This window comes from Cellulosimicrobium sp. G4 BAM 1002 (assembly GCF_057126935.1).
The window spans coordinates 243584-269427 of the sequence record NZ_CP182109.1; the positions used below are offsets into that span (position 1 = coordinate 243584).

Annotated in this window: 26 protein-coding genes; 17 read left to right on the plus strand and 9 right to left on the minus strand. The window is 73.9% G+C overall.

Going from position 1 to position 25844, the window contains the following annotated elements:
• Positions 1 to 2 precede the first annotated feature (2 nt).
• The 4 genes from ACMXGY_RS01120 (at position 3) to ACMXGY_RS01135 (ending at position 1855) form a co-directional block, all read left to right on the plus strand.
• Positions 3 to 410 carry a DUF7144 family membrane protein gene (locus ACMXGY_RS01120; RefSeq protein WP_483775052.1) on the plus strand — a complete coding sequence of 136 codons (408 nt, stop codon included), beginning with the start codon at positions 3 to 5 and terminating at the stop codon, positions 408 to 410.
• A 57-nt stretch (positions 411 to 467) separates the two neighbouring features.
• Complete coding sequence (locus tag ACMXGY_RS01125) at positions 468 to 899, plus strand: DUF6325 family protein (protein ID WP_483775053.1); 432 nt, start codon at positions 468 to 470, stop codon at positions 897 to 899.
• Between the two features lie 91 nt (positions 900 to 990).
• Complete coding sequence (locus tag ACMXGY_RS01130; protein WP_483775054.1) at positions 991 to 1347, plus strand: SHOCT domain-containing protein; 357 nt, start codon at positions 991 to 993, stop codon at positions 1345 to 1347.
• A 25-nt stretch (positions 1348 to 1372) separates the two neighbouring features.
• Positions 1373 to 1855: a DUF1269 domain-containing protein gene (locus tag ACMXGY_RS01135; protein WP_483775055.1), complete on the plus strand. Its 483-nt coding sequence runs from the start codon at positions 1373 to 1375 to the stop codon at positions 1853 to 1855.
• Positions 1856 to 1909: 54 nt separating this feature from the next.
• On the opposite strand, the gene ACMXGY_RS01140 is transcribed toward ACMXGY_RS01135, so the two are convergent.
• Both ACMXGY_RS01140 and ACMXGY_RS01145 read right to left on the minus strand, forming a co-directional pair.
• The gene (locus tag ACMXGY_RS01140; protein ID WP_483775056.1) at positions 1910 to 3013 is read right to left on the minus strand and encodes a sigma-70 family RNA polymerase sigma factor; all 1104 of its coding nucleotides are present in this window, start codon (positions 3011 to 3013) and stop codon (positions 1910 to 1912) included.
• Positions 3014 to 3130: 117 nt separating this feature from the next.
• Positions 3131 to 5299: a SpoIIE family protein phosphatase gene (locus tag ACMXGY_RS01145; RefSeq protein ID WP_483775057.1), complete on the minus strand. Its 2169-nt coding sequence runs from the start codon at positions 5297 to 5299 to the stop codon at positions 3131 to 3133.
• Between the two features lie 194 nt (positions 5300 to 5493).
• Here ACMXGY_RS01145 and ACMXGY_RS01150 point away from each other — a divergent pair, with 194 nt between their 5' ends.
• Together ACMXGY_RS01150 and ACMXGY_RS01155 are read left to right on the plus strand one after the other, a co-directional pair.
• Positions 5494 to 6222 carry a SigE family RNA polymerase sigma factor gene (locus ACMXGY_RS01150; RefSeq protein ID WP_483775058.1) on the plus strand — a complete coding sequence of 243 codons (729 nt, stop codon included), beginning with the start codon at positions 5494 to 5496 and terminating at the stop codon, positions 6220 to 6222.
• Positions 6223 to 6242: 20 nt separating this feature from the next.
• Positions 6243 to 7412: a hypothetical protein gene (locus ACMXGY_RS01155; protein WP_483775059.1), complete on the plus strand. Its 1170-nt coding sequence runs from the start codon at positions 6243 to 6245 to the stop codon at positions 7410 to 7412.
• Positions 7413 to 7472: 60 nt separating this feature from the next.
• Here ACMXGY_RS01155 and ACMXGY_RS01160 read toward each other — a convergent pair whose 3' ends face one another.
• The 3 genes from ACMXGY_RS01160 to ACMXGY_RS01170 all read right to left on the minus strand — a co-directional run bounded on the left by ACMXGY_RS01160 (position 7473) and on the right by ACMXGY_RS01170 (position 11467).
• Entirely contained in the window at positions 7473 to 8273 is an 801-nt protein-coding gene (locus ACMXGY_RS01160; RefSeq protein ID WP_483775060.1) for a 2,3-bisphosphoglycerate-dependent phosphoglycerate mutase, read from the minus strand.
• A 3-nt stretch (positions 8274 to 8276) separates the two neighbouring features.
• A complete protein-coding gene (locus tag ACMXGY_RS01165) occupies positions 8277 to 11213 on the minus strand; it encodes a helix-turn-helix transcriptional regulator (RefSeq protein WP_483775061.1) in 2937 nt (978 codons plus the stop codon).
• Positions 11214 to 11320: 107 nt separating this feature from the next.
• Positions 11321 to 11467 (minus strand): hypothetical protein, encoded by a 147-nt coding sequence (locus tag ACMXGY_RS01170; protein WP_483775062.1) that lies wholly within the window; start codon positions 11465 to 11467, stop codon positions 11321 to 11323.
• A gap of 259 nt (positions 11468 to 11726) precedes the next feature.
• Between ACMXGY_RS01170 and ACMXGY_RS01175 the strand changes: the two genes are divergently transcribed.
• The 6 genes from ACMXGY_RS01175 (at position 11727) to ACMXGY_RS01200 (ending at position 18999) form a co-directional block, all read left to right on the plus strand.
• The gene (locus ACMXGY_RS01175; RefSeq protein WP_483775063.1) at positions 11727 to 12461 is read left to right on the plus strand and encodes a hemerythrin domain-containing protein; all 735 of its coding nucleotides are present in this window, start codon (positions 11727 to 11729) and stop codon (positions 12459 to 12461) included.
• A 39-nt stretch (positions 12462 to 12500) separates the two neighbouring features.
• Positions 12501 to 12950, plus strand: a complete 450-nt coding sequence (locus tag ACMXGY_RS01180; protein WP_483775064.1) for an SRPBCC family protein — start codon at positions 12501 to 12503, stop codon at positions 12948 to 12950.
• 128 nt (positions 12951 to 13078) lie between these two features.
• Positions 13079 to 13771: a hypothetical protein gene (locus ACMXGY_RS01185; RefSeq protein WP_483775065.1), complete on the plus strand. Its 693-nt coding sequence runs from the start codon at positions 13079 to 13081 to the stop codon at positions 13769 to 13771.
• Positions 13772 to 13833: 62 nt separating this feature from the next.
• Complete coding sequence (locus tag ACMXGY_RS01190; protein ID WP_483776758.1) at positions 13834 to 14178, plus strand: UBP-type zinc finger domain-containing protein; 345 nt, start codon at positions 13834 to 13836, stop codon at positions 14176 to 14178.
• Positions 14179 to 14457: 279 nt separating this feature from the next.
• A complete protein-coding gene (locus ACMXGY_RS01195) occupies positions 14458 to 18015 on the plus strand; it encodes a LamG-like jellyroll fold domain-containing protein (protein ID WP_483775066.1) in 3558 nt (1185 codons plus the stop codon).
• A gap of 138 nt (positions 18016 to 18153) precedes the next feature.
• Positions 18154 to 18999, plus strand: coding sequence for a VOC family protein (locus ACMXGY_RS01200; protein ID WP_483775067.1), 846 nt, complete (start codon positions 18154 to 18156; stop codon positions 18997 to 18999).
• 35 nt (positions 19000 to 19034) lie between these two features.
• Here ACMXGY_RS01200 and ACMXGY_RS01205 read toward each other — a convergent pair whose 3' ends face one another.
• On the minus strand, positions 19035 to 19451 hold the full coding sequence (locus ACMXGY_RS01205) for a VOC family protein (protein WP_483775068.1): 417 nt from the start codon (positions 19449 to 19451) through the stop codon (positions 19035 to 19037).
• A gap of 211 nt (positions 19452 to 19662) precedes the next feature.
• On the opposite strand from ACMXGY_RS01205, the gene ACMXGY_RS01210 reads away from it, so the two are divergent.
• From ACMXGY_RS01210 to ACMXGY_RS01225, 4 genes are all read left to right on the plus strand, one after another.
• On the plus strand, positions 19663 to 20010 hold the full coding sequence (locus tag ACMXGY_RS01210) for an S-adenosylmethionine decarboxylase family protein (protein WP_483775069.1): 348 nt from the start codon (positions 19663 to 19665) through the stop codon (positions 20008 to 20010).
• Positions 20007 to 20765: a DUF4178 domain-containing protein gene (locus ACMXGY_RS01215; protein WP_483775070.1), complete on the plus strand. Its 759-nt coding sequence runs from the start codon at positions 20007 to 20009 to the stop codon at positions 20763 to 20765. Before ACMXGY_RS01210 ends, ACMXGY_RS01215 begins: the two co-directional genes overlap by 4 nt.
• 94 nt (positions 20766 to 20859) lie before the next feature.
• Positions 20860 to 21084 carry a DUF350 domain-containing protein gene (locus ACMXGY_RS01220; RefSeq protein WP_483775071.1) on the plus strand — a complete coding sequence of 75 codons (225 nt, stop codon included), beginning with the start codon at positions 20860 to 20862 and terminating at the stop codon, positions 21082 to 21084.
• Positions 21085 to 21086: 2 nt separating this feature from the next.
• On the plus strand, positions 21087 to 22721 hold the full coding sequence (locus tag ACMXGY_RS01225) for a polyamine aminopropyltransferase (protein ID WP_483775072.1): 1635 nt from the start codon (positions 21087 to 21089) through the stop codon (positions 22719 to 22721).
• Here ACMXGY_RS01225 and ACMXGY_RS01230 read toward each other — a convergent pair.
• A complete protein-coding gene (locus ACMXGY_RS01230; RefSeq protein WP_483775073.1) occupies positions 22715 to 22945 on the minus strand; it encodes a hypothetical protein in 231 nt (76 codons plus the stop codon). The genes ACMXGY_RS01225 and ACMXGY_RS01230 overlap by 7 nt on opposite strands.
• Positions 22942 to 24003, minus strand: coding sequence for an LLM class flavin-dependent oxidoreductase (locus ACMXGY_RS01235; protein ID WP_483775074.1), 1062 nt, complete (start codon positions 24001 to 24003; stop codon positions 22942 to 22944). The genes ACMXGY_RS01230 and ACMXGY_RS01235 overlap by 4 nt, the downstream gene beginning before the upstream one ends.
• 100 nt (positions 24004 to 24103) lie before the next feature.
• On the opposite strand from ACMXGY_RS01235, the gene ACMXGY_RS01240 reads away from it, so the two are divergent.
• Positions 24104 to 25270 (plus strand): serine hydrolase domain-containing protein, encoded by a 1167-nt coding sequence (locus ACMXGY_RS01240; RefSeq protein WP_483775075.1) that lies wholly within the window; start codon positions 24104 to 24106, stop codon positions 25268 to 25270.
• A 35-nt stretch (positions 25271 to 25305) separates the two neighbouring features.
• Here ACMXGY_RS01240 and ACMXGY_RS01245 read toward each other — a convergent pair whose 3' ends face one another.
• On the minus strand, positions 25306 to 25737 hold the full coding sequence (locus ACMXGY_RS01245; RefSeq protein ID WP_483775076.1) for a YdeI/OmpD-associated family protein: 432 nt from the start codon (positions 25735 to 25737) through the stop codon (positions 25306 to 25308).
• Positions 25738 to 25844 lie beyond the last annotated feature (107 nt).

Here is a 25844-nt window from a genome sequence, read left to right on the forward strand (position 1 = left end):
ACATGGCACGCTCGTCGCAGGTCTCGGCATGGGTCGGCTGGGTCTGGTTCGCCGGCATCGTCCTGGTGACCCTCGGGTTCTTCAACGCGATCAGCGGACTCGTCGCGGTCTTCTCCCCGAACAGTCTCGTCGGCGTGACCGACGCCGGGGTCGTGGTCCTCGACGTGTCGACGTGGGGCTGGATCCACCTCGTGATCGGCGCGCTGCTCATCCTGACCGGTTTCGCCCTGCTCTCCGGCAGGGGCTGGGCACGCATGGTCGCGATCGTCCTCGTCGTCCTGAACGCGATCGCGCAGTTCACGACGCTGCAGGTCACGCCGTGGTGGTCGCTCGTCACGATCGTGCTCGACGTGTTCGTCCTCTGGGCGCTCGTCGTCCACGGCGACGAGGCCGAACGCGCCGCCCGCTGACACCCCGCGCACCCGAGACCCGCTGCCACCGAGAAGCACCCGACGCTAGGAGCACCCATGGCAACGTCCACGTTCGGTCCGGTCGAGATCGTCGCGATCGCGTTCCCGGCCGACCGGATCCCGGCCGACGTCCAGACCTCCGTCCTCGAGGTCCTCGCCGCCGGGACGGTGACCCTGCTCGACCTCGCGGTGGTCCGCCGCTCGGAGGACGGCGACGTCGAGCTCCTCGAGGTCACCGACCTCGGGGACGAGCTCGAGATCACCGACGTCGAGCTCACGGGAGCCGGCCTGGCGGGCGAGGAGGACCTCGACGAGATTGCCGGCGGACTCGCGCCCGGCACGTCCGCCCTCGTCCTCGTCGTCGAGCACACCTGGGCCCGCGGCGTCGTCGCCGCCGCGAACGACGCCGGTGGCGTGGTGCTGCTCAGCGAGCGCATCCCCGCCGAGGTCGTCAACGAGGTCGCGGACCTCGCGCTCGTCGAGGACTGACGCCGGCCTCCGAGCGGGACGCCCGACCCGCGGCACGGCGGACCGCCAGCGCACGTCACCAGACACCATCGAAACGAACCTGGAGCAGAAGATGCCTCTCCGTCGCATGGGCCGTCCCGGCCTCATCGGGACCGCCGCCCGCACCGCCGTCATCGCCGGTACCGCCCAGGCGACCGCCGGCGCCGTCTCGCGGCGGCAGAACGCCCGGGCGCAGCAGTCCTGGGAGGCGCAGCAGGCCGCCGCGCAGGAGGAGCAGGCACGCATCGACGCCGCCGCTCAGCAGGCCGCGGCGCAGTACGCGCAGCCCGCTCCCGCGCCCGCCGCCGCTCCCGCCGCAGCCGCCCAGGACGACCTGCTCGCCCAGCTCGAGCGCCTCGGCCAGCTCCACGCGTCCGGCATCCTCGACGACGCCGAGTTCGCCGCCGCCAAGGCCAAGCTGCTCGGCTGAGCAGCCAGGAAGAGAGGAACCGACGATGGCCACGTTCACGGTGTGGAAGTTCGACTCGCCCGAGGGGGCCGACGAGGCGTCGTCGATCCTGCACGGCTCCGCGTCCGAGGGCGCGATCCGGATCGTCGACACGGCCGTGGTGTCGTGGCCCGAGGGCGCCGCGAAGCCGACGACGCGTCGCGGTCACCAGGACGAGTGGCGCGGCAGCGGGTGGGGCGCCTTCTGGGGCCTGCTCCTCGGGTCGCTGTTCTTCGCGCCCGTCCTGGGGGCGGCGGCGGGCGCGGCGATCGGCGCCGCGTCCAAGGCGATGGCCGCCGTCGGGATCGACTCCGACCAGCTCGACCGGATCCGCGCGGGCGTCACGCCGGGGTCCTCCGCGCTGTTCGTCGTGACCGAGGACGGCGACCTCGACAAGGTCGGCGAGCGGTTCCACGGCGTGCACGGCACGCTCGTGGCGACCAACCTCACCGAGGCGGAGCGGAGCACGCTGCTCGAGACCTTCGGCTGACGTGCAACCGCCGCGGCCGGCTGACCGCCGGCCGGCCGGCCGCAGGTTCGTCGGTCAGTCCTCGAGGCGTTCCGGCAGGCCGAAGAGCGGAAACCAGGCTGCCGTGTCGAGGAACGCGTTGATCGCCGTGACGCGCCCGCCCTCCGTCTCGATCACCTGGAGGGCCCACGGCTCGTACCCACCGCCCTCCGCGCGGCGGTACTGGCCGTAGCCGAAGGTGCCGTTCACCGCCACGGGGATCAAGCGCGAGCCCTCGCACTCCCACCCCGGGCCCGTCATCCACCGCACGATGTCCTCCGTGCCGCGCATCCACAGCGGGTACGGCGGCATGGAGAGCGTGGCGTCCGCGTGCAGGAGGGCGACGAGCGCGTCCATGTCGTAGCGCTCGAACGCGTCGAGGTACTGCTCGAGCAGCCGCTTCTCCTCCTCGCCCAGCTCCTGGTCCGCCGGGCCGGACGGCGTCGCCGACCCGGCGGGTGCGGGCGCGGCGCCCTCGGCGGGGTCCTCCCCGTCGCCGAGCCCCGAGCTGTCCCAGTGCACGCGCGCGGCCAGGGTTGCGCGGGCGCGCTGCAGCGCACTGTTCACGGAGGCCACGGACGTGCCCAGCAGCTCGGCGACCTCGCTCGCCTGCCACCGGAGGACCTCACGCAGCAGGAGGACCGCGCGCTGCTTGGGCGGGAGGTACTGGAGAGCGGCGACGAATGCCAGGCGGATGCTCTCCCGGCCGACGGCGACCTGCGCCGGGTCGCCGTCGTGCGGCAGGACGCGGTCGTCGGGCACCGGCTCGACCCAGGTCTCCTCGGGCAGGACCTGGCCGAGGTACTCGACCTCGGCGGGCTGCGGCCCGCCCAGCCCCATAGGGCGCTCTCGCCGCTTGCGCGAGCCGAGCATGTCGAAGCACACGTTGGTCGCGATGCGGTAGAGCCAGGAGCGCAGGGACGAGCGGCCCTCGAACCTGTCGTAGGAGCGCCATGCGCGCAGGTAGGCCTCCTGCACGGCGTCGTCCGCCTCGAAGGCGGAGCCGAGCATGCGGTAGCAGTAGCCCGTGAGCTCGCGCCGATAGCCGTCGAGCGCGGCGTCGAGCTCGTCGCGGTGGGGAAGGGGAGCGGGTGCCGCCGTCCGGGCGGTGGACGTCGTCGTCGTGGCGAGGTCGGTCATGGTTGCTGCCTCTCGGTGTCTCGAGGGTCTCGAGGGTCGTGAGCGCACGGCTCGGCCTGGAGGGAGGTGGCCCACGTCACACGTTACGCCCGGCCTCCGACACCGCCCAGAGCAGGCTCAGGCGTCCGTCTCGAGCTCGAACCAGACCGTCTTGCCCGGGACGTCGTCGGCGCCCTCCGTGCCGTCGTGCTCCTCGACGCCCCAGCGCGTCGCGCACCGCTCGAGGAACTGCACCCCGCGCCCGCCGGTCTCGTGCGGGTCCGGCGACATGAGCCGCGGGGGAGTGGTCGACCCGTCGCGCACCCCGATCCGGAGCAGGCGATGAGCGACCTCGAGCTGCGCCTCGACGGGCCCGTCGGCGTGCTGGACGGCGTTCGTCAGCAGCTCGCTCGTGAGGAGCATCGCGATCCGGCGCACCGAGGGCGTGACGTCGCAGCTCTCGAGCACGTCGTCGACCCAACGTCGCGCCGGCCCGATGTCCGCGGACGTGTGCCCGACGGTCCGGGTCAGCACGCTGGGCCGCCCGGGTCCGGGCCGGCGCGCCACCCGGTGGCGCACGCGCAGCGCGAGCACGGCGACGTCGTCGCGCGCCTCGCCGGCGACCAGCCGCCGCACGAGGGCGTCCGGGAGCGCGGAGGTCGCCGTACCGACGTGGTCGGCCAGCGTCGCCCGCAGGCCGGCGAGCCGGTCCTGGTAGGACTCGCCGCGTCGCTCGACGAGGCCGTCCGTGTAGAGCAGGAGGGTGTCCCCGGGCGCGAGCTCGCCCCGGTGGTCGTGCCGGTCGGTGCCGGGCAGCACGCCGAGCATGAGGTCCGGGTGGGCGTCGAAGGTGTCGACGGTGCCGTCCGCTCGCAGCACGAGGGGCGCAGGGTGGCCGGCGTTGGACCACGTCACGTCGAAGCCGCGCGGGCTGCGGTCGAGCCGCACGACGAGGGCCGTCGCGCTGGCCTGCAGCGCGAGACCGCGGTTCGCGCGGTCGAGCAGCCGCAGGAGCGTCGCAGGCGGCTCGTCCTGGCACCACGCGAACGTGCGCAGCATCGAGCGGAGCTGCCCCATCTGGGCGGCGGCCCGCATGTCGTGGCCCGTGACGTCGCCGATCATGAGGACGAACGCGTCGTCGTCGAGCACGACGGCGTCGTACCAGTCGCCCCCGACCTGGTCCGTGCGCGTCGCGGACGCGTACGTCGCGGCGAGCTCCGCGCTGTGCACCGCCGGGAGCTCCGTGAGCATCGCCGCCTGGAGCGTCGTCGCCACGCGATGCCGCTCCTCGAGCAGCCGGACCCGGTCGAGCGCGTGGGCGACGTACGACGCGATCGCCGTCTCGGTCTTCACGGCGTCGCCGTCGAAGTCGCGCGGCCCGTCCCAGGCGAGGGTCACCACGCCGAGCAGCCGCGTGCCGGACACCACGGGCAGGAACGAGCGGGCCCCGACCCCGTCCGGGGCCAGGAGCGCCGCCGCCTCCGGCAGCGCGCGGGCGTACTCCTCGTGGTCGCGGAAGAACACGGGCTCCCGCGTGCGCGCGGCGATCGCCGCCCCGCGCGGTGCGTCGAGCCGCATCCGGCGGAACGAGGCGGGGACGCCGGGCTCCAGGTGGTCGAGGCTCGCGTACTCGATGCGCGTGCCCGACGCGTCGAGCGTGGCCAGCCCCGCGTACCGCGCGCCGATGACCGCGCCGACGGTGACGAGCCGCTCGGCCACGTCGTTCACCGACGTCGCCGCTGCGAAGGACTCCGAGAGCTCGAGCAGGAGCCGCGACCTCCGGTTCGCCGTGAGCGCGACGCGCTGCATCCGGCGGGCCCGCTCGCGCGCGAGGCGCAGCCGCAGCTCCGACGTGCACGCTGACGCGAGGTCGGCGAGGGTCGCGAGGTCCTCGTCGGACCAGAGGCGCGGTGTGCTGTCGAACGCGCAGAGGGAGCCGACGGCGCGGCCGTGCGGGTCGAAGATCGGGAACCCGGCGTAGGACACGACACCGACGTCGTCCACCGCGCGCAGCTGCGCCAGGTGCGGCACCGAACGGGAATCCTCCACGACGAGCGGGCGCGCGTCGCTCGTGACGAACTGGCAGAACGTGTGGCTGAGCGGCGTGCGCCGCTCGGACTGGTACGGCTCGGGGAGGCCGAGCGCGCCCGGCAGCACCGCCTCGTCCTCGAGCACGAGCGTGACGAGCGCGGAGGAGACACCGAGCTGGCGGTGTACGAGGCGTGCGAAGCGGTCGAACGACTCGTCCGCGACAGGTGCGGCGAGCCCGGCCTGGACGAGCTCGTGGATCGCCTGCGCCTCGGTCATGCTCCAGTATCACCAGGACGAGGCCGGTCAAACAGTGCAAGCCGCGCCACCCGGGCGCGCGGCAGGGTGAAATCGGCGGATGAGAGGCTCCTGACCGTGGAGAGGGAACCTGCGGGGCGTGTGCTGCGTGTTCCGTTCGTGAGACGACCACACGACGGCGCGCGCTCCCCGCTGTCCAGGACGAGCGCGCCGCGATGAGGGCCGGAGCGGGCGCGACACGGCGGCCCCTCGCCTTCGACCTGGACCCTCCGGGGGCGAGCGCGCAGGGTACCGACGACGAGGTGCTCGACGGCGACGGTCCGGACCCCGACGCCGTGGTCGGTACCGCGGGCGGCATCGAGGACGGCTTCGAGGTGAGGGCTCGGCGCACGCGCGACGAGGAGTTCGCCGCCTTCATGCGGAAGGCGCGCGACCCGCTGCACCGCATGGCGTACCTGCTGTGCGGGGACCGGCACCGCGCGGAGGAGCTGACCCAGCAGACGTTCGAGCGGACGTACCGCGCGTGGTCACGGGCCCGTGAGGGCGAACCGATCGCCTACGCACGCCGCGTGCTCGCCAACCTGCGCGTCGACACCTGGCGGCGCACGCGCCGCGAGGTGCTCGCCGGACCGGACGACCTCGCGCGCGCCACGTCCGGAGGCCTGTCCGTTCCGGGGCGGGCCGGCGCGACGGGCACGGTCGACGACCGCGACGCCGTCGTGCGGGCGCTCCTGACCCTCCCGTACAAGCAGCGTCGCGTCGTCGTGCTGCGCCACCTGCTCGACCTGTCGGAGGCCGAGGTCGCGGCCGAGCTCGGCATGCCCGTGGGCACCGTGAAGTCCACGGCGTCGCGCGGCCTCGCCCGGCTGCGCGTCCTCCTCGGGGCGAGCCACGGAGCCGAGTCCGACGCCGCCACCCCGACGACCCGAAGGGCACCGCGATGAGGTCCACGTCGAGAAGCACCGTGCCGACCCCTCCCGACGACGACTTCGTCGTCCGGCTGCGTGGGAGCGCGCGGGCGGCGGTCCCTCCGTCGACGCTCGACCTCGACGACGTCCTGCGCTCCAGCCGCCGCACCGCCCGGCGTCGGCAGGCGCTCACGGCGACGGCGTCGGTCGTGGCCCTGGTGGTCGTCGGTGCAGGGGTCGCGACGGCGGGCGGCCCGGCGGGTCTGCGCGACCTCGCGCGGAACGTCGTCGCGGGAGAACCCGGCGACGAGGTCGTCGTCGCCGAGCCCACGACGACGGAGGTCGCGCCCGGTGTCGTCGCGGTCACCGAGCCCGCGACCTACCTGCGCGACGACGGCACGTACGTCCTCGACCTCGGCCTCGGCGCGTGGCGCGACGGCGAGCGGTTCTTGTTGGAGGTCACGAGCGACAACGACCTGGGGCACGTCTCGCTCGGCACCCGGCTGGTCGCCGGCGGGGACGACGCCCTCGCGGACCTCCGGGCGGGGAGGCCCGGCGGCACCACGGTCGACGTCGACGAGTACTCCGGAGGGTCGGTCGTGCTCGAGGCGGGCGGCGGGCGGACACTGCTGGTCGGCGTCCAGCCCTCTGAGAGGTGGCGGTCTGCGCCGTGGCGCACCTTCGTCGCCTTCACGGACGCGATCACGGACGCCACGGGGCGTGAGGTGACGACCTTCGAGCTGCCGACCGCTCGGATCGGCGGAGACACACCCCACGAGGTGGACGTGTTCGCGGCCGTCGTAGGTGGCGGCACAGAACCGGCCCCGGGGGTCCGGGGCATCTTGTGGTACGGCGCGCGGTCGCACATGATCCAGGACTGCGGGCCCGTCCCCGTGGGAGTCCCCGAGGACTTCTCGTGCGCCGTGGTGTTCGATCCGCCAACCGAAACTGCCGAACCGGCGAGGGACTACGCGGACCCCGCCGAGAACGACGTGGTCGAGGCACTGCTGCCGCTCGCCGGAGTCGTTGCGACGACCTCGGACGACCACGAACTGCTGCTCGCGTGCCTTGCCGAGCGCGGCTCACCAGCGCCCCTCACCCTCCCCGACCGCTCGATTCCCGACCCGCAGGAGGTGGACGGCGACGCCTGGCGCCAGTGCGCGATCGACGTGATGATCGCCGAGGCGGCGTGGTACGAGGCGAGAGCGGCCGGGCAGTCGCCGTGACTCGCGGTGCCGACGCTGCGGGGTGATCCGGTGCCGGCCGACGGCCGGCCGGTGAGCGCGTCAGGTGCCGCCGCGCGATCGCAGGTCGGTGATCGCGTGCTCGGCGCCGTCGGCGTCGAGGTAGGTGCCGCCGCGGACCACGGGGACGAGTGCGCCGTCGGGCGCGGCCGCGAAGCGGTGGACCAGCGGGTGCCCGGTGGGCAGGTCGAGGTCCTGGACCTCCTCGGGCGTTAGCTCGTCGACGAGCATCGAGAGCGCGCGCAGCGAGTTGCCGTGGCCCACGACGAGCAGCGACTCGCCCCGCGCGAGCGCGTCGTGCGTGGCAGCCCAGAAGGGCCGCAGGCGCTCGACGACGTCGGCGAGGGACTCCGCGTCGTGGCGCAGCCCGGTGCGCGCGGCGTCGGGCAGCCGCAGGAGGGTGTCGTCGACGCGTCGGCGGGCGGGGTCGTCGTCGGCCAGCGGCGGCGGCCGGTGCAGGTACGAGCGGCGGTAGCGCCAGTACGCGGCCTCGCCGTAGTCGCGCCGGACGACGTCGCGCGGCTTGTCCGTGAACGCGCCGTAGTGCCGCTCGACGAGCCGCCACTCGACGACGAGCGGCGGCGGGCCGGGAAGCGCGTCGAGGACGATCGCGGCCGTCCCGGAGGCGCGGACGAGCGGCGACGTGACGACGCGTCGGGGGGTCAGCCCGGGGTCGCGGGCGACAGCGTCCGCGAGGAGGCGGCCCGCGCGTCGGGCCTCGGCGACGCCCTCGTCCGAGAGCGGGACGTCGAGCAGGCCGGTGAAGCGGTCCCGCGCGTTGAACGTGCTCTGGCCGTGGCGCAGCAGCAGGAGCACGCCCGGGGCGGCCGCGTCGGGCGCCACGCGTCAGACCTCGAGCAGCCCGCGCTGGTGCGCGAGCGACACCGCCTCGGCGCGCCCGGACGCGCCGAGCTTCGCGAGGACGTTGGACACGTGCACGCTCACGGTCTTGCCCGAGATGAACAACCGCTCGCCGATCTGCCGGTTCGTCAGCCCCTGCGCGACGAGGAGCAGGACCTCCTCCTCGCGGTCGGTGAGGACCGCCGTCGTCGACCGGCGCACGCCGGGCAGGTCGAGGCGTCCGCGCCGGGCGAGCGCGCGCACGGCCTCGGCGAGCGGGGCGGCGCCCATCGACTCCGCCTCCTCCAGGGCCTGGCCCGCCTCGATCTCCGCGGCGTTGCGGTCGCCCGCGCCCAGCAGCGCCTCGGCCCACCGGAAGCGCGAGCGCGCCACCTCGTAGCGGTAGCCGTAGTCGAACGCCCTCGTCGTCTCCTCCCACAGTGCGGGGTCGTCCTCGCCCGTGAGCCGGGAGTGCTCGGCGGCGGCGCGTGCGAGCCACGCGCGGCCCTCGGGTCCGAGCCGCCCGCCACGCGGTCGGCCGCGCTCGGCCGTGGTCCGTGCGGCCTCGAGCAGGTCGGCGCCCCGCGCCACGAGGTCGGCCACCTCCGCGGTGCCCGCCGCGCCCTGCATCCGTGCAGCACCCGCGGCGTCGGCGAGGGCCGCGAGCGCGAGCGCCGAGAGCCAGATGCGGCCGAGGAAGTAGTCGCTCCACGTGCGGCCCAGGTGCTCGACGAGCTCGACCGCGAGCGCCACCGCCTCCTCGTACCGCCCGGCCCGCGTGAGCGCGTCGATCGAGCACCCGCCGGAGATGAGGGCGATCTGCCCGTCGCGCGACCACTCGCGGCGCAGCGCGGCGCCCCGGAGGATGGCGTCCTCGTCGCCGCGCGCGACCGCGGCGTAGAGCTGGACGCACGACAGCGCCGCGGCGGAGCCCTCGGGCATCGTCTCGCCCGCCGTGTCGGTGGGCGTGAGGTCTCCCAGGGCGTACCGGACGAGGTCGTGGAAGAGGCGCAGCTCGACGCCGTAGGTGCTCCAGCCCAGCCCGGTCGCGCGGGCCCTGTCGACGCCGTCGCGCGAGACGTCCAGCGCGGCCGCGAGGTGGCCGGCGTAGTAGCGGTTCGCCGCGATGTTGTACCAGCACCGCAGCTCGGTGACGATGTCGCCCGCCTCGACCGCCCGCTCACGCGCCTGTGCCAGGAGCGAGGCGGCACGGTCGTCGTCGGCGACCTCGAGGATCGCCATCGTCGTGAGCACGTCGGCCTCGACGTCGGGCGCGTCGAGACGGTGCGCGACGTCGAGCGCCTGGGCCGAGACCTCGACGGCGAGCTCGTCGAGGTCCGCGTTCATCGCGGCGCGCGCCCGCATCGCGAGCGTCCACGCGCGGTCGAGCGACGGCGGCTCGGTGGGCAGGACGGCGAGCGCGGCCTCGGTGTGCGCCAGGACCTCCTCGACGGCCTCCGTCCCGAGCAGGTACCGGGACAGGACGTGCCGCAGCGACGCCTGGCGCAGCGGGTCGTCCGCGGTCCCCTCCACCACCTTGCGGGCGAGCGCGACGGCGCGGTCGGGCTCGCCGGCGCGGCTCGCCGCCCCGGCCGCGGCGAGCGCCACGGTGACGCGGTCCTCCGAGAGCAGCGCCTCGGCGTCGGGCACGGCCTGCCACAGCGCCAGGACCTGCTCGAGGTGTCGTAGCTCCTCCGCCGGGGCCAGGACGCGGGCCGCCTTGCGGGCGGCCGAGCGCGACGCCGTGAGCGCGGCCGGGAGGTCGTGCGCCGCGAGGGCGTGGTGCGCGCGCAGGGCGGGGGAGCCGAGCGTCGGGTCGTCGTCGAGCGCGCGCAGGTAGGCACGGTGCACGCCGACGCGCTCGCCGGGCAGCAGGTCCGACGCGACGGCCTCGGCGAGCAGCGCGTGCCGGAACACCACGATGTCGCTGCCGCCGTCGCCCTCGACGGCGAGGACGTGGTGCGCGATCGCCTCGCGCAGCGCCTGGTCGAAGTGCGTGGGTGCCGGGCCGCCCGCGTCGGCCGAGTTCTGCGCGACGGCCGCGCGCAGGAGCGGCTCGCTCACCTGGCGGCCGGACACCGACGCGACGCGGACGAGGTGCTGGACGGCGGGGTCGAGCGCCTCGAGCCGGGCGCGGAGCACGTCCGCGAGCGACCACGGGAGCTCGTCGCCGAGCCCGGACTCGACGAGCTCCTCGGCGAAGTACGCGTTGCCCTCGGAGCGCGTCCGCACGGACTCGAACTCGCCGTCGGGCAGCGGGCCGCCCGCGACCGCGGTGGTGAACTCGCGCAGCTCGCGCTCCGTGAACGGGGAGAGGGGCACGTGCTCGACGCGCGGATGGCGGAGCAGCTCCGCGAGGACGGGACGCAACGGATGACGGCGGTGCAGGTCGTCGGCACGGTAGCTGGCGACGACGAGGACGTGCTCCGCCCGCAGCCGCGCGACGACGAAGCGCAGGACGTCGCGGCTCGACGGGTCCGCCCAGTGCAGGTCCTCGACGACGAGCACGAGCGGCGACTCGGGCGTGCCCGACGCCGCGATCGCGGCCGCGATGCTCTCGAAGAGCTGCAGCCGCTCGCCCTGGCTCTGCTCCTCGTCGGCGGGCTTCGCGGCGTCGAGCAGGCGGGCGAGCGCCGGGCGGACCGCGACGGTCTCGTCGACGGCCGCGTGCTGGGCGCGCAGCGTCGCCAGCGCCTCGGAGAACGGCAGATAGGGCAGGCCGACCTCGCCGAGGTCGACGCAGTGGCTCCAGACGACGGTCGCCCCGCCCTCGGCCGCGAGCTCCGCGGCGCGGGTCAGGAGGCGCGTCTTGCCGACGCCGGCGTCCGCGCCGACGAGGACGACGCCGGGCTCCCCACGGCGCGCACGGTCCACCGCCGCCGCGAGCACGTCGAGCTCGGCGGCGCGGGCCACGAAGGGCGCGCGCGAGGAGGGTCGGGGCACGGTCCCCATCCTCGCAGCGGGCACCGACACGTGACTACCGCTTACCTGACCGGAGACGACGACGCCGCCGACGAGGTCATCCTCGTCGGCGGCGTCGGGCGGCGCGGTCACCGGGCCGGGTGGTCGTTGCGCTGACGGCGTCCGCGCCACCAGTGCAGCAGCGCGGGCTCGTCGTGCCGGAAGTCGTCGTGCAGCCGCTGCGTGCGGTAGGTGAGATCCGCCTCGAAGGTCGGATCCAGGTGCGTGCTGTTCATCGTCTCGTCCCCGTCTCTGCAGGCACCCTGCCTGTCCGAGACTCACGTTCGTCCTGAGCACACGGGCGCCGCATCGGGCGACCGCGCACCGTTCGGGTGCGGGTGCCTTAGGTGGTGGCGGCCGACCGGCCCGAGGCGTCTGAGGTGGCTCCTCGGGCCTAAGGCATCCGGCCGGGCCGGGGATGGTGGCACCGCCGCCGACGGGAGTATCGTTCGTCCTGCGCCTTGACGACACCGACGTCGACGGGTGGAGGACGAGATGACCCGCAGACCGCCTCCCGCCGGCCCGCTGCCCGCAGGACAGCACGCGGGCTGCGACACGTCGGGGATGATCCTCGTCCACCGGATCTTCCGGTGGCTCTACCGTGAGCTTCCCGAGCTGGTGCGAGAGGTCGAGCCCGGGGACGCCGTGCGCTCGGCGGTCGTGGGCCGCTACGCCCACCTCGACTTCTTCGCCCTGCACATGCACCACGAGACCGAGGACACGGTGCTGTGGGACAGGCTGGTCGAGCGCGACCCGGCCTGTGCGCTGCACGTCGGCCTCATGCGGGCGCAGCACGCCGAGGTCGCGGTCCACCTCGCGCGGATCGAGCCCCAGCTGGAGCCCTGGGTCGCCTCCGCCGACCCCCGGCTCCGGGACGCCTTCGCCGCCGACATCGAGCGTCTGCGGGACCTGCTGTCCGCGCACCTCGGCCAGGAGGAGGACGACATCCTCCCCGTCGCGGGCGAGGTGATGTCGCAGCAGGAGTGGGACTTCATGGAGAAGCACACGCGCGCCACCCTCCTGGCGCACCGCAAGGAGCTGGGGAAGGACGTCATGGCGCTGCAGCTCGGCCTGCTCGTCGCGAGCGTCCCCGAGGGCGAGCGTGAGGACTGGCTCCGCGCGAACGTGCCCGCCCCGATCAGGCTCCTGTACGTCCTCCTCATGAGGCGGAGGTACGACGCCGCGATGCGCGAGCTCTACCCGAACCGTCCCGTGCCCACGATGGCCTGACGGCGCGACGACGAGGGGGACGAACCCATGTGGCGACGCGTGACCCTCGACGTCCACCTCGACCATCCGCCGGCACGCGTCTACCCCTATCTCGCCGACCCGGGCCGATGGCCCGACTTCGCGCCCGCGGTCGACTCCCGCCGGCCCCTGGACGAGGGCCCCCTGCGGGTGGGGAACCGGTGGGCGGCGGTCGACCGCATCGGGCCCTTCCGGATTCGTTTCACCGACGTGCTCGAGGCCCTCGAGACCGACCGGCGGGTCGTGTGGCACTCGACGTCGCCCTGGAACTCCCGCGTCGAGTACGTGACCACGCCCGACGGGAAGGGCACGCACGTCCATGCCGACTATGGCGGCGACGTCGCCTCCGGGCTCCGCCTGGTGGCGTTGCTTCCGACGGTCGTCCTCGCGCGGATCCTGGGGCGCGACTTCACCGGCCTCCGTCAGGTGCTCGAGGCGGAGGACCGGTCCCGCCGACATCCCAGGACGTGACCCTCGCACCACGCCCTTCGCCACGAGGGCGGGCGGCGGACGTGACCCAGGTCACGTCTCCCGTTGCCAACGACCGGACCCCGGCGCAGACTGGACGAAGAACCCGGACCCGCTGTGGGGGTGACCTCGTGACCGACACCTACGACATGCTGCCGATGCTGGGACGTGGCAAGCACCGGAACCCAAAGAAGGGCGCGTGCTTCATGGAGCTCGCGTCGTACCTCGCGGGTGAGAAGTGGAGCGACCATCCACGGTGCACCCACCCGCTCCTCGCGATGCTCGCGCGCGCGGTGAACGACCTCACGGTCGACCCGGAGCGCCCGAAGCTCGCCCCGCTCATCCCGTCGGTCATCGGCCTCTCGAGCGACGACCCGCACTGGGACGTGCGCATCGCGCTGCGCGCGGCGGTGACCGCGCTGCCGATCGCTCCCGCCGACCGTCAGCAGACGCTCGCCGTGGCCATCATCGGTGCCGAGAAGATGCTCGACGTGCTCGACGACCGTCCCGCGGGCACGCTCAGCGCGGAGTCTGCCGACGCGCTCGCGAGCTGCCCGCGCACCGCGCGCTGGGCGCAGCGGTTCTGCGAGGGCGCGCGCCTGCGGCCGAGCCGGTTCGTACGCGACGCCGCGCCGAGCATCATCTCGGCGGCCGTCCAGGGCATCGCCGAGGCCTGCATCCCCAACCCGGACGAGCGGCTGCGCGACCTTCTCACCGCGACCATCGACGACTGCCGCACATGGGCTGCGGCCGAGCCCGCACCCGCGCTCGACCCGGAGTCGTGGGCGCCCGTCGTCCGCGCTGCGGGCGCGGGGGCGCGGTGAGCGCCGACCGCGCGCCGAACGTCAACGGCGAGGGTCTCGACGACCCGGCGCTCGCCGCTGCCCTGGCGACCGCCGTGGACGTCGAGGTGCCCCCGAGCGGCACCGGGTGCGCCGAGTGCGACGAGGCCGACGGGTGGTGGGTGCACCTGCGCCGCTGCGCGACGTGCGGGCACGTCGGCTGCTGCGACACCTCGCCCGCTCAGCACGCGACCGCGCACTTCCAGGAGACGGGGCACCGGCTCATGCGATCGTTCGAGCCGGGCGAGGACTGGTACTGGGACTACGAGACGTCGCAGATCCTCGAGGGTCCGCACCTCGCCGCTCCCCTCTCGCGACCGCCGGAGCAGACCGTGCCCGGGCCCGCTGACCGCGTCCCCCCGGACTGGCAGTCGCTCATCCACCGCTGAGCCGACCTGAGGCCCGCCGAGACTCCGTTCTCGGCGGGCCTCGTCGTGTCCGGGTGCCCGCCGGAGAGGCTTCGACCTGCCGTGTGCACCTGTTGTGTTTTTCTGATGGAAGTTGTTTGATTCTGGGGAAGACGTCGCGGCACGCCGAAGAGGGCGACCTCCGGAGCATCGGTGCCCGGTCCGCCGCCACGTCGGAGCAGTCCTGGATTCACTCGACGAGGAGGAACACGGATGCATGTGTTGACAGCGGTAGCACCCCCACGGGGCAGACCGCGGAGGATGGTCGCGGCGGCCCTCGCCGCTGCGCTCACGGTCCCCCTGGCCGTGGCGACGGCGGTCGGGGCGACCGCCGCGCCGTCGGCCATCGACGGGCCGACGACGCAGGAGGCTGCGGCCGAGGACCTCGCCCTCGACAACGGCCTCAAGGGCGAGTACTTCCTGTCCGGCGGGCCGTCGTGGCCGCTCACCGACCTCAAGGCGACGATCCCCGACCAGCGGATCGAGTTCCCCAACCTGGTCCCGACGTTCGCCGAGCTCACCGGACGCGGCGAGCGCACCTCCGCACGCTGGACGGGCCAGATCACGCCGGACTACAGCGAGGCGTACACGTTCTCCGCGATCGGCGACAACGGCTTCCGGCTGTGGATCGACGACCAGCTGGTCATCGACCACTGGGTCGACGACTGGGACGTCGAGCAGACGTCGGCCCCGGTCCAGCTCGAGGCCGGCGAGGAGTACTCGTTCCGCATGGAGATGTTCCAGAACACCGGCGGGGCCCACCTCCGGTTGCGGTGGCAGAGCCCCTCGCAGGAACGTGAGATCGTGCCGACCGACGCGTTCACCTACCCCGACGACTTCGTCGTCTTCCCCGCGCAGGCCGCGCTCGAGAGCGACGGCACGAGCCTCAACGTGACGTTCCAGGGCGCCGCGGGTGGCGTCGACGAGAGCCTCGTCGACCACCTCAGGGTCCAGGTGGACCAGCTCGCGTGGCCGGTCGCCGAGGTCGCTGCCCAGGGCGAGGTCCTCGGCATCACGCTCGCGGAGCCCGTCGACCGTGCGTCGTCGGCCCGCCTCGTCTACGACGGCGAGGGCGACCTCACCGTGGGCGGCGAGAAGGTCGGGGCGCTCAACCTTCCGATCACGAACGCGTCCGAGTTCCGGATCCAGACCCCGTGGGCCGACGACTTCGACCCGACCAACCCCCTGCCGGAGTACCCGCGCCCGCAGCTCACCCGCGAGGCGTGGCAGAACCTCAACGGCGTCTGGCAGTTCGAGGCGGCGCAGTCCGACGACGCCGTGCCGACCGGCCGTGACCTCGACGAGGAGATCGTCGTCCCGTACGCCGTCGAGTCCGCGCTGTCGGGCATCGAGCGTCGCGAGGACGACATGTTCTACCGCCGCACGATCGAGGTCCCCGAGGACTGGGACGTCGGTGGCGACAACCGCCTCCGGCTCAACTTCGGCGCCGTCGACTACATCGCGACGGCCTACCTCAACGGCACCGAGGTCGGCACCCACCGCGGCGGGTACGACGCGTTCTCGTTCGACGTCACCGACGCCCTCGTCGAGGGCGCGGAGCAGGAGCTCGTCGTGCGCGTCGTCGACACGACGGACGGCAGCAACCAGGCCGTCGGCAAGCAGACGCTCAACCCCGGCGGCATCTTCTACACCCCGACGTCGGGCATCTGGCAGACGGTGTGGATGGAGCCCGTCCCGACCGCGGCGATCGACGCCGTCGTCACGACGCCCGACGTCGAGGCGGGCGTCCTCGCGGTGACCGCGCAGTCGGCCTCCGCGTCCGACGGCGCCCAGGTGACCGCCGTCGTGCGTGACGCGGACGGCAACGAGGTCGGTACTGCGACCGGCGCGGCGAACGAGCTGCTCGCCGTCGAGATCCCCGACGCGCACCTGTGGTCGCCCGAGGACCCGTACCTCTACGACGTCGACGTGACTCTCACCGACGGCGGCTCGACCGACACCGTGGCCTCCTACGCGGGCATGCGCTCGATCGAGGTCTCGGAGGTCGACGGCGTCCAGCGCATCCTGCTCAACGGCGAGATCACCTACCTCATGTCGACCCTCGACCAGGGCTACTGGCCGGACGGCATCTACACGCCGGCGTCCGACGAGGCCTACGTGTTCGACCTGCAGGCCCACAAGGACCTCGGGTTCAACACGGTGCGCAAGCACATCAAGGTCGAGCCGGCCCGCTGGTACTACCACGCCGACACGCTGGGCCTCATGGTGTGGCAGGACATCCCGAGCGGCTGGTTCAACAACGGCGACACGAACCCGGCGTCGCGCGTGTTCTGGGAGCAGGAGATGAAGACGATCATCGACCAGCACCGCTCGGTGCCGTCGATCGTCGGCTGGGTGACGTTCAACGAGGGCTGGGGCGAGTGGAACCTCGCCGACACCGCGCGCATCGGGAACACGATCGACGAGTACGACCCGAGCCGCATCCTCAACACGCACTCGGGTTACAACTGCTGCGCGTCGAAGGGCGACTCCAAGACGGGCGACATCATCGACTGGCACCAGTACACCGGGCCGGCCCTGCCGAAGCCGGACGCCACGCGCGCCGCGATCGACGGCGAGCACGGCGGCTTCTCGATGAGCGTCCCGGGCCACATGTGGCCGGGCGTGTCCGCCAACCCGTACGGCGGCGTCGCGAACAGCGAGGCGCTGACGAACGCGTACGTGCAGAACACCGAGAAGCTCGTGCGGCCCGCGCAGTGCTACCTGTCGGGTTCGGTCTACACGGAGATCTCCGACGTCGAGAACGAGCTCAACGGCTTCTACACCTACGACCGCCGCGTCCTCAAGATGGACGCCGCGCGCGTCAAGGACGTCAACGAGCGCGTGATCGCGGCGGCGAAGCAGGGCTCCGGCCCGGTCGACCCGGGTACCCCGGGCCTCACCGGCACGGGTCGCTGGTCGTTCGACGAGGGCAACGGCACGACCGCGGCCGACGGCGTGGGCGACCACCCGGCGTCGGGCACGGGCGAGTGGGTGGCCGGTCGTGACGGCAGCGGCACCGCGATCCACCTCGACGGCGACGACGACCACTTCGTCACCGAGGGACCGGTCGTCGACACGACCGGCTCGTACACGGTGTCGGCATGGGCACAGTTCGACGAGAAGCCGGGCAACTGGGCGACGATCGTCGGCCAGGACTCGACGCTCGGGGCCAGCGCGTTCTACCTCCAGTACGGCGGGGGCGGCCGGTTCGCCTTCTCCTACGAGGGCGAGCCGCGCGCCGAGTACGTCGTGGAGCCGGTGCTGGGCGACTGGTACCACGTCGTCGGCGTCCGCGACGCCGAGGCGCAGACGCTCACGCTGTACGTCAACGGCGAGCAGGTCGGGCAGTCGAGCGTCTGCGGTGGCACGACGCCGTCCGGCCCGCTGACGATCGGCCGCGGGCAGTGGGGCGGCAACCCCGTCGACTACTGGCCGGGCTCGATCGACGACGTGCGCGTCTTCGACCGCGCGCTGTCCGGCGACGAGGTCGCCGCGGTCTACACCGGCGACGACGGCGAGGAGCCGGTGCTCGACGTGTCGGTCACGGCGGAGGCTCGCTGTCTCGCGGGCAAGGCCTACGTGGCCGTGCGCGCGACCAACGGCGAGGACGTGCCCGTGGACGTCACGCTCGCCACGCCGTTCGGGACCAAGGCGTTCACCGCCGTCGCCCCAGGTGCCAACGCGTACCAGTCGTTCGCGGTGCGCGGGACGTCCGTCGAGGCGGGCGAGGCGACGGTGACGGCGTCGGCCGTGGTCGACGGCGAGCAGGTCACGGCGGACGTCGTCGCTCCGTACGACGCGACGACCTGCGGCTGAGGTAGCCCGAGGCCGCGCGCTGCGGGCGGCCTCGCGAACCCGGGGTTCCGCGTCACCTGATGGTCGGGGTGACGCGGAACCCCGGGTTCGGCACGTCCTGGGCAGGACAGCACGGCCCCACGGAGGCACGCTGGAGACATGGCCGCCGACCTCCCACGGACCTACCCGCACGGCGTCCCGTGCTGGGTCGAGCTCGAGGCGCCCGACGTGGAGGCTGCGCTCACGTTCTACGGCGAGCTCTTCGGCTGGCGCTTCACCGAGCAGCCCGCCGGCTCCGCCGGCCGGTACGTCGTCGCGTCGGTGGAGGGGAGCGACGAGACCGCGGTCGCTGCGATCGCCGAGGTCGCCCGAGGGGCCACCGCGCGGTGGAGCACGTACCTCGCGGTCGACGACGTCGACGCCGCGGCCGCGCGGGCCACCTCGCTCGGCGGCGCGGTCGTGACGCCGCCGGAAGCGGTCGGCCGGCCGGGCGCCGTCGTCGGACGGACCGCGACGGTGCGCGACCCGCAGGGCGTCGAGAGCCGGCTCTGGCAGGCGGGTTCGCGCCTCGGCTCGCAGCGGGTCAACGCGCCCGGCACGTGGAACTTCAGCAACCTGCTCACACCCGACCCCGCGAGCGCCCTCGTGTTCTACGGGGCCCTGCTCGGCTGGGAGGTCGACCCGGACCTCGCCGCGGGCATGGCCCGCGTGCCGGGATACGGCGACCACCTCGCCCGCACGTCCGACCCGGGCATCTACGAGCGCCAGGAGGGCTTCGCCCCGCCCGGGTTCGCCGACGCCGTCGCCGGGATCGTGCCCGACGACGGCCCGGCCCGGTGGGAGGTCGCGTTCGCCGTCGCGGACCGCGACGAGGCGGCCGACACCGCCCGGGACGTGGGCGCGACGGTCGTGTCGACGACCGAGGACCCCTGGGCGCGGCACGCGACCGTCCGGGACCCGCAGGGCGCGGTCCTCGTGCTCTCCCAGTTCGCGCCCCAGGACTGAGGCCCGCCCGCCGGGGCGTCCGGAGCCCGGCGGGGTCAGGTCGCGGAGCCGGCGACGTTCACCAGCCACCCGACGCCGAAGCGGTCCGTGACCATGCCGAACTCGTCGCCCCACGGGGCGGTCTCCATCGCCATGACCTCCTGCGCGCCCTCGGACAGCGCGGTGAACCAGGCGTGCAGCCGCTCGCGGTCCTCCGGGCCGCCGAACAGCGCGACCGATGCGTGGTCCGTGAGCGTCGTCCCCGGCGGCACGTCGGACGCCATGAGCGTCCCGACGCCCTCGATCGGGAGCTGCGAGTGCATGACCTTCTTCGCCTGCGCCGGGTCGTCCACGGGACCGATCGAGTCGTAGGTGCTGATGTCCGGCGCGACGCCGAACACCGTGCCGTAGAACTCGACCGCCTCGCGGGCGTCGCCGTCGAAGTTCAGGTAGGGGCTGAGCTGAACGGCCATGATGGCCTCCTCGTCGTGGTGGACGTGACTCCGGTAAGACGCATCGGAGCGTCCGGACTGAGCGGTCTGCGGACCGGTCTCGCGACCCGGGAGCGCCGTCGGCCCGACGGCGGCGGTCCGCTAGGGTGTGCGCGGCCCGACGGCGCGGCCACCGGTCCGCGGGTCGCTCGCCCGTGCGACGGCCCGAGATCTCGACGAGCACCAGGGGGACGTGGACGTGCAGCGCAACCTCGTCCACGTCTTCGACGTGACGGGCGCGGACCCCGCGCGGCTCGACGACGACCCGACCGTCCGCCGGTGCCTCGACGCGATCGTCCGGCACGCGGGGATGACCCCGCTCGGCGAGGCGTCGCACCGCTTCGAGCCCCAGGGCACGAGCATGGTGATCCTCCTCGCGGAGTCGCACCTCGCCGTCCACACGTGGCCCGAGCACGGAACCGCGTACGTGACGCTCACGACGTGCCGCGCGCCGTCGTCGGCCACCTTCACCGACGACGTCCGCGAGCTGCTCGCCGACGCCCTGGGCGCGCGCGACGTCGCCGTGCGGAGCCTCGTGTGAGCGGGGCGCGCCCCCGGCTCGCGATGCGCGTCGGCGAGGAGCTCGTCGGCACGCCGCCGCAGCGCGCCACGCCGCGCGCCGTCGCCGTCCTCTCCACGCGCCAGGACGGGTCGACGTACACGTGGGAGGAGTGGCAGCTCCTCGCGCACGACGGCTCCGACGTCTGGGTCGAGTACGACCACGACACGCACGACGTGACGCTGTTCCACCCGACCGAGGCGTGGCCGCCCGTCGTCGACCTGGACGGGCTGCACCCGGGCCGCTCGCTCGAGCTGCGCCTCGACGGGCGGCCGCACCGGCTCGCGGTCCGCGAGCACGGCACAGGACGCGTGGACCACGTCGAGGGCCAGTTCGCGGAGCCGTTCGCCGTCGGGCAGCAGGTCGAGTTCGTCGACCTCGCGGGCCACGGGTTCGTCGTCTCGGTCGAGCGCACGACCGGCCCGCTCGGTCCCGTGACGTCGGTCTACCGCGGCCGGCGGATCGACGTCGCGGAGCAGCGGCGTCTCTTCGGGCGCCGCCTCGCCCCGCGCCGGTCCCTGGGCAACCGCGTGGTCGCCGTCGCCGTCGGGCTCGTCGCCCTCGTCTCGTTCGGGGCGTGCCAGGCGAACGCCGACCGCGACGGCTCGTCGTCCTGCACGCCCCGCACGGTCGTCACGACCTCACCGACGACCGGCCAGACCGGCACCTCCGAGGAGAGCGGCACGTGCGTGCGGCGCTCCGTGTACGGCGGCGGTGGCGGGGGCCTCGGCAAGTGAACCGTCCGGCCGCCCGACCCGCCCGGCGACCCCCGCGTCGTCGTCCCGCCCGTCACCAGACCGCCCGTCCCACGACCTGAACCCGGGAGACCTCGTGTCCGTCACCGCCGCCGCCATCGTCTGGCCCTTCCTGTCCACGATCCTGTACTCGGTGCTGGGCATCGTGCTGCTCCTGCTCACCATCGTCGTCGCGAACAAGGTCTTCCGGCTCAACCTGCACCGCGAGCTCGTCGACGAGCACAACACCGCGTTCGGCGTGATGATCGCGGGCCTCGCCATCGCGATCGGCCTCATCATCGCGGGGACGATCAGCTCCTGAGCATGCCCGGCCCGCACGACACCGCGACGCTCGCCCCCGACACCGAGCCGCCGGCACCGGTCGAGCCGGCCGGGTCCGACGACGCGGCGCGCACCCCCGCGCTGCCCCGGACCGGGCGCACGCGCCGGATGGACCGCCCGACGGTGTTCGCCGCGGCGCTGCTCGTGGCCGTCGGCGGGATCGTCTACGAGCTCATCCTCGGGACCGCGGCGTCGTACCTCTTCGGTGACTCGGTCGTCGCGTTCTCCGTCGCGACCGGGCTGACGCTGTTCGGCATGGGGCTCGGCTCGCTGCTGGCGCCGCGCCTGCAGCGCACGGCGGGCCTGAGCTTCGTGCGCAACGAGCTCGTGCTGAGCCTGCTGGGCGGCACGTCGGTGCTCGCGCTGTTCTGGGCGTACGCGCAGACCGAGCTGTACTGGCTCGTCTTCGTCCTGCTGTCGCTCGCGATCGGCACGGCGATCGGCGTCGAGATCCCGCTGCTCGTCGCGGTGCTCAAGGAGCGGGGGAGCGAGGGGTCGGTCTCGCTGCTGTCCAAGGTGCTCGCGCTCGACTACTTCGGCGCGCTCGCGGCGTCCCTGCTGTTCCCGTTCCTCCTGCTGCCCTACCTCGGCCTCGTGCGAACGGCCTTCGCCGTCGCGGTGCTCAACGTCGCGGTCGCCGCGTTCATGCTCGCGCGCATGGGGCACCCGCCCCGCTGGACGGCCCTTGCCGCGGCGACGCTCGCGGTGCTCCTCGGCGGCTTCGCCGCGTCGTCGTGGCTCGAGACGCGTATCAGCGCGGGGATGTACCAGGATCCCGTGGTCGCTCAGGAGGCGAGCGCGTACCAGAAGCTCGTCGTCACCGAGTACCGGGGCGACACCCGCCTGTACCTGAACGACCAGCTCCAGTTCTCGTCCGTCGACGAGGCCCGGTACCACGAGACCCTCGCGCACGCGGCGATGACGTCGGTCGCCGCCCCAGCGTCCGTCGCCATCCTCGGCGGCGGTGACGGCCTGCTCGCGCGCGAGGTGCTGCGCTACGGCTCGGTGCAGGACGTCACGCTCGTCGACCTCGACCCCGCCGTCACCGACCTCGCGCGCGACAACCGGCTGCTCGCCGACCTCAACGAGCACGCGCTCGACGACGAGCGCGTCACCGTGGTCAACGCCGACGCGTTCCGCTGGCTCGAGGAGACGGCCGGCACGTTCGACGTCGTGCTCGTCGACCTCGTCGACCCGTCGGGCGAGCGCGTCGCCAAGCTGTACTCCCAGGAGTTCTACGGCCTGGTCGTCGCGCACCTGCGGCCGGGCGGCGCGTTCGCGACCCAGGCGACCTCGTCGTACTTCACGCCGAACGCCTACTGGCAGATCGTCTCCACGGTCCGCGCCGCGGCGCCCGAGCGCGCCGTCGTCCCCCTCACCGTCAACGTGCCGTCCTTCGGGGAGTGGGGTTTCGCGCTCTCGCTGCCCGACGACGTCCCCGGCCTCTTCGCGCGCACGCCCCTGCCCGAGGGGCTGCGGTTCCACGACGCCGCGTCGCTCGCCGCGACCACCCGCCTGCCGGCGGACAACCCGCCACGCGACCTGCCGCCGTCGACCCTGCTCTCGCCGACCGTGCAGCGCACGTACCAGCAGGACATGCGCGACTGGCGCTACTGAGCCGAGCGCCGCGGCCGTCGGGCGCGGGCCTGCGCGTCGCGGTAGACCCGCAGCCTCTCGACCTGCAGCTCCCCGAGCGTCGGCGCGTCCACCTCGTCGGCGAAGGCCTCGGAGAGCTGGCGCAGGATCTCCGTCTCGAGGTCGTCGAGCTCCTCGAGACGGCGGCGGTCCCCGGGGCTCAGCAGCGGCCAGGTCTCGGTGTAGGTGGGTGCGTGCTCGGTCACCTGCCCATGGTGGGCGCAACGGAGCGGTCTCGCAGGTCGACGGCGCCCGGGCCGGACACCGCCTCGAGCGCGTCGAGGGCCGCGAAGGGGTCGCCCGGGCGGGCGGGGTCGGGGCTCGTCGCGGCGAGGACGACGCTCGACACGCCGTGCCCGCCGAGCTCTGCGAGGCGCGCCCGGAACGCGTCCGGCGGTCCGACGATCGCGAGCGCGTCGACCCACGCGTCCGGCATCGCGGCGGCGAACGCCTCGGGGGAGTCGCTCGCGTCGCGCAGGGCGCGGAGGTCGTCCGCGAACGGCAGCGGGTCGACCTGCGCCGACCAGTCTGCCATGCCCAGCACCGCGAGCGAGGGGCGCACGATCGCGCGGGCCGCTGCGACGTCGTCGTGCACGGCGCCGACCGCGAACGCGACGATCCGGTGCTCCGGCGGTGCGGCGTCACCGGCCGACACCCGTCCGGTATCGATCGCCGACCGCGCGACCGCGAGGTACTCGGGCGTCACGGGCATGTCGAGGATCGTCCCGTCGGCGACGCGCCCCGAGACCTCGAGCGATCGCGGGCCGCGCACCCCGGCGAGCACCGGCGGGGGCGACGCGGGCGGGGCGTGCAGCGCGACGTCGTCCACGTGCACGTAGCGGCCCGACACGGTGACGCGCTCGCCGTGCAGCAGCGCGCGCACCGTCGCCGTCGTCTCCTCGAGCATCGTCAGGGGGCTGGCCGGCCATACCCCGACCTGGCGCATCCAGTCCGGCATGCCGTGCCCGAGCCCGAGGTGCAGGCGCCCGGGGTGCACGGCCGCGAGGGTCGCGGCCTCCATCGCCGCGGTCGACGGCGTGCGCGTCGCCGCGGGCAGGATCCCGATGCCCACGGTGATCTCGCGCGTCGCCGCGAGGACCGTCGCGGCCTGCGCGATCCCGCCGTGGAACGTGAGGTCCTCGACGACCCACACCTCGTCGAGACCCACCTCCTCCGCCCGCCGCGCGAACGGCACGATCTGGTCGGCGGGCAGCTCGCGCGGGAGGATCACGCCGAGGGCAGGGAACGTCGTCGGGGTCGCCATGCCCGCGACCGTACCCTGACAGCGCTCCCACCAGCAGCGACGACGCGGCGCCCTCGGAATCCGCTGGTGGCGCGCGGCCCGACGCGCCTACGGTCGGGCCATGAGCTCGCTCGACGACGACGCCCTCGCCGCCCTCGACACGCACCTGCGCGCCCGGGCCGCATCCGACGCGTTCTCCGGCGTCGTGCGGATCGAGCGTGACGGTGATCCGATCTTCGAGGAGGCGTACGGGCTCGCGTCGCGTCGCTGGGGCGTTCCGGTGCGCACGACCACGCGCTTCGACGTCGCATCCGTCACCAAGCTCTTCACCGCCGTCGCGGTGCTCCAGCTCGTCGGCGACGGCCGCCTCGGCCTCGACGACCGCGTCCACGACCACGTGGACCTCGCCGGCACGACCATCCCGCGCGAGGTGACGATCCGGCACCTGCTCACGCACACGTCCGGCATCGCGGACGACGCCGACGAGGAGGCCGGCGAGTCCTACGAGGCGCTGTGGGTGGACCGGCCGAGCTACTCCGTGACGCGCACCGCGGACTTCCTCCCGGGCTTCGTCCACAAGGAGCCGAACTTCCCGCCCGGCGAGGGGTGCCGGTACTGCAACGTCGGGTTCGTCCTCGCGGGCCTGGCGCTCGAGTCCGTCACGGGCACCACCTACCGCGACCACGTCCGCGAGCACGTGTTCGCGCGCGCCGGCATGGAGCGGTCCGGGTTCTTCCGCATGGACGAGGCCGAGCCCGACGTCGCGGAGGGCTGGGAGCCGGTCTACGACGGTCCCCGGAGCGAGGGCCGCCTCACCGGGTGGCGGCAGAACATCTACTCCTACCCGCCCGTCGGCTCGCCCGACGGCGGCGCGCACGTCACGGCCCGCGACCTCACCCGGTTCTGGGCGGCGCTCCGCGGCGGCGAGCTGCTCCCGCCCGACCTCACGCGCGCGTTCCTCACGCCGCAGGTGAAGCACGACGACGGCGACACCGACGAGACGGACGCCAAGGACGCCCCGGCCACGCAACGGGCGGCGAGCGTGCACTACGGCTTCGGTCTCGAGTTCGAGCTCCTCGCCGACGGCACCGTGCGCTCGGCGTACAAGGAGGGCATCAACACCGGGTCGAGCGCGATGCTGCGCCACTACCCGGACCCGGCGGGCCGGACGGCGCCTGGCGACGCCCCGCCGGCCGGAGCACCCGGGGTGACGGTCGCCGTCGTCTGCAACGCCGAGAGCGACGCGTGGGAGCCGGTGCGTCGGATCGACGCGATGGTCCGCCGCTGAGCGGCCGGCCGTCCGCAACCGCGAGGGCCTGAACGTCAGGCGAGCGAGGCGACCGCCTTCTCGATGCGGCGCTGCCGTGTCTCGGCCGCCTTCGCCGCCTCGACCGGCTCGACGATCCCGCGCTGCTTCGAGTACGACAGCGCGTCGAACGCGTCGCGCACCCCGGCCGTGCCGAGCGCGTCGGCGAGGTCGGCGGGGACCTCGACGGTGCGCGGCGCGTCGTCGACCTCGACGTCGATCACCACCTCGTCGCCCGCGGCCACCCCGGCCGCCTCCCGGTTCGCAGCGCTGAGCGAGATGACGAACTGCCCCCGGTAGAACACGAGGGACGAGCGGTAGGTGTGCCCGCCGATCGTCACGCGCACGGGGAACTTCCGACCCCGCTCGAACGACAGGGCGACGTCCTCCGGGACGGGTAGCCCCGTCGTCGTGCCGCCGCCCGCCTCGACGGTCGTGGTGATCCGCATCTCTCGCCCTCCCCAGAACCGGGCGCCGGGGCCCTTCCCGACGCTTCCCACCAGACCTCCACACGGTCTCGAACTCATCGGTGCCTGGGGCTCCGGTCGCTCGCATA

Coding starts and splice junctions, on each gene's coding strand:
- ACMXGY_RS01200 (WP_483775067.1), top strand. CDS start 18,154: ATGGCCGCCGACCTCCCACGGACCTACCCGCACGGCGTCCCGTGCTGG.
- ACMXGY_RS01125 (WP_483775053.1), top strand. CDS start 468: ATGGCAACGTCCACGTTCGGTCCGGTCGAGATCGTCGCGATCGCGTTC.
- ACMXGY_RS01225 (WP_483775072.1), top strand. CDS start 21,087: ATGCCCGGCCCGCACGACACCGCGACGCTCGCCCCCGACACCGAGCCG.
- ACMXGY_RS01135 (WP_483775055.1), top strand. CDS start 1,373: ATGGCCACGTTCACGGTGTGGAAGTTCGACTCGCCCGAGGGGGCCGAC.
- ACMXGY_RS01195 (WP_483775066.1), top strand. CDS start 14,458: ATGGTCGCGGCGGCCCTCGCCGCTGCGCTCACGGTCCCCCTGGCCGTG.
- ACMXGY_RS01170 (WP_483775062.1), bottom strand. CDS start 11,467: ATGAACAGCACGCACCTGGATCCGACCTTCGAGGCGGATCTCACCTAC.
- ACMXGY_RS01245 (WP_483775076.1), bottom strand. CDS start 25,737: ATGCGGATCACCACGACCGTCGAGGCGGGCGGCGGCACGACGACGGGG.
- ACMXGY_RS01145 (WP_483775057.1), bottom strand. CDS start 5,299: ATGACCGAGGCGCAGGCGATCCACGAGCTCGTCCAGGCCGGGCTCGCC.
- ACMXGY_RS01235 (WP_483775074.1), bottom strand. CDS start 24,003: ATGGCGACCCCGACGACGTTCCCTGCCCTCGGCGTGATCCTCCCGCGC.
- ACMXGY_RS01140 (WP_483775056.1), bottom strand. CDS start 3,013: ATGACCGACCTCGCCACGACGACGACGTCCACCGCCCGGACGGCGGCA.
- ACMXGY_RS01240 (WP_483775075.1), top strand. CDS start 24,104: ATGAGCTCGCTCGACGACGACGCCCTCGCCGCCCTCGACACGCACCTG.
- ACMXGY_RS01205 (WP_483775068.1), bottom strand. CDS start 19,451: ATGGCCGTTCAGCTCAGCCCCTACCTGAACTTCGACGGCGACGCCCGC.
- ACMXGY_RS01120 (WP_483775052.1), top strand. CDS start 3: ATGGCACGCTCGTCGCAGGTCTCGGCATGGGTCGGCTGGGTCTGGTTC.
- ACMXGY_RS01175 (WP_483775063.1), top strand. CDS start 11,727: ATGACCCGCAGACCGCCTCCCGCCGGCCCGCTGCCCGCAGGACAGCAC.
- ACMXGY_RS01150 (WP_483775058.1), top strand. CDS start 5,494: ATGAGGGCCGGAGCGGGCGCGACACGGCGGCCCCTCGCCTTCGACCTG.
- ACMXGY_RS01130 (WP_483775054.1), top strand. CDS start 991: ATGCCTCTCCGTCGCATGGGCCGTCCCGGCCTCATCGGGACCGCCGCC.